At 63.2% G+C, this 1,779-nt stretch carries 4 protein-coding genes; all 4 read left to right on the forward strand.

From position 1 onward, the window contains the following. Window positions 1-69: 69 nt before the first annotated feature. The 4 genes from HMPREF2736_RS03190 to HMPREF2736_RS03205 all read left to right on the forward strand — a co-directional run bounded on the left by HMPREF2736_RS03190 (window position 70) and on the right by HMPREF2736_RS03205 (window position 1,711). The gene (locus HMPREF2736_RS03190) at window positions 70-615 is read left to right on the forward strand and encodes a TetR/AcrR family transcriptional regulator (RefSeq protein ID WP_034666346.1); all 546 of its coding nucleotides are present in this window, start codon (window positions 70-72) and stop codon (window positions 613-615) included. Further along, window positions 612-971, forward strand: a complete 360-nt coding sequence (locus tag HMPREF2736_RS03195) for a DMT family transporter (RefSeq protein ID WP_048733039.1) — start codon at window positions 612-614, stop codon at window positions 969-971. The genes HMPREF2736_RS03190 and HMPREF2736_RS03195 overlap by 4 nt, the downstream gene beginning before the upstream one ends. Beyond that, complete coding sequence (locus tag HMPREF2736_RS03200) at window positions 968-1,297, forward strand: DMT family transporter (protein WP_003849969.1); 330 nt, start codon at window positions 968-970, stop codon at window positions 1,295-1,297. Before HMPREF2736_RS03195 ends, HMPREF2736_RS03200 begins: the two co-directional genes overlap by 4 nt. A 69-nt stretch (window positions 1,298-1,366) precedes the next feature. Further along, window positions 1,367-1,711, forward strand: coding sequence for an NIPSNAP family protein (locus tag HMPREF2736_RS03205; RefSeq protein ID WP_154762756.1), 345 nt, complete (start codon window positions 1,367-1,369; stop codon window positions 1,709-1,711). The last annotated feature ends 68 nt before the right edge of the window (window positions 1,712-1,779 follow it).

The raw sequence follows: 1,779 nt of genomic DNA on the forward strand, positions 1-1,779 counted from the left end.
TGTACCCCAGGTGCCCCTACCAGCGCCCGCAGTTGAAGGCTTCACCTACCAAATGGTAAAGTTAGCTATATGCGAACCAGTCAGCGCTCCGAGATCCTGGAAGCTGCCCTCCGCGTCATGAACGCAGCGGAGGGTGGCGACATTACCCTTGACGCAGTGGCCCACGAGGCCGGGCTCACCAAACCGGGATTGCTATATCACTTCCGCAACCGCGACGTACTGCTCGCCGCGATCGTCGACCACGCTGCGGCCAACGTCGAGAACGACATGACTGCCACCCTTGGCAAGCCCCTCGAGAACGCCAACGCCACCGAGCGGCTCCTGAGCTACGTTCACGTCGCCGCCCACGGGGCCGCCAAGCGCGCCGAGTTCATCATCTGGGGCCAAGCGACGTATCGGCCCGAACTCACCGAACCGTGGACTACGCGGATGGGCCGCTGGCTCGAACTCCCGGACGATCTCGACGCCGCCACCCGAGCCAGGCTGACCACCGCCCGACTCGCCGCCGACGGACTCTGGGGCGCCCAGGCCACAGGTGTGTCCACCCTCCACGGCGCGGATCTCGAAGCCGTCGTCTCCAGCATTCGCTCCCTGATCGAAGGAACAACCCCATGAAGCAGTGGTTCCTGCTCGCTGGCGCCATCACTACCGAAGTGGCGGCGACGCTGTCTCTCAAGGCGGCGCTCAATCACCCATCCTGGTACATCGTGGTTGCTGCCGGATACATCGGCACTTTCGTCTTCCTCACCTTCTGCCTGCGCGAAGGAATGCAGATCGGCGTCGCCTATGGCATCTGGGGAGCCAGCGGGGTCGTGCTCGCCGCCGTGCTATCCGCCGCGATTTTCGGTGAACCTCTGACCGCTGTGATGGGTCTTGGAATGGTTGCGATCATCAGCGGTGTCCTCACCGTCGAACTCGGCTCCCAGAAAGCTCAGCAAACCGCAGCCCAGGAAGCAGGAGTCAACTCATGAGATGGATCTTCCTCGCAGGCGCCATCTTGTCCGAAGTCGTCGCGACCATGTCGCTACGAGCCTCCGACGGTGGCCGGGTGAAGAAATGGTTCATCGGCGTCATCGCGGGGTATCTCGTGGCGTTCGTCGCCTTAAGTCTCGCCTTGGCCGACGGCATGGCCCTTGGCGTCGCCTACGGCATCTGGGCAGCATCCGGCGTAGCTCTCACCGCGATCCTCGCCCGGGTCATCTTCCACGAACCCCTCACCCGAACCATGGCCCTCGGCATCCTCCTCATCGCCGTCGGAGTTCTCACCGTTGAACTCGGCGCCAACTTGGCGAACTGACGCATTTCCGCAGGTAAACCAGGCAGATTGGTGTGCTGCACCACGAGGCGCACAGACAAAGGCTCCCCAATGAGCGCCTGTGGGCCTAGCGTTGTGGATGTGATCACCTGTGTCGTCCACTACACCATCGACCCCGACCAGATCGCAGCCTTTGAACAGTTCGCCCGCGCTTGGATGCGGCATGTCGACGAACACGGCGGCACCCACCACGGGTACTACCTACCCGCGGAAGGTGTGAGTGACCGTGCGGAATCCCTGTTCAGCTTCCCCAGCCTGGCTGCCTACGAGCAGTACCGCACCTTGTTCGGCACCCACTCGGACTTCATCGCCGCTGACCGGATTCGAGACGAGTCCGAGTGCGTCCTGCGGTACGAGCGCACCTTCATGCGGCCGCTCCTACCCCAGGGACACTGAAAGGGACTCCGGCAGCACGCTCGGCACAACCCACAACGCCGCAGGTCAGCGCGTACAGATGGGTGTAC

Source organism: Corynebacterium sp. HMSC036E10, assembly GCF_001836265.1.
GTDB classification, from domain to species: Bacteria; Actinomycetota; Actinomycetes; order Mycobacteriales; family Mycobacteriaceae; genus Corynebacterium; species Corynebacterium coyleae.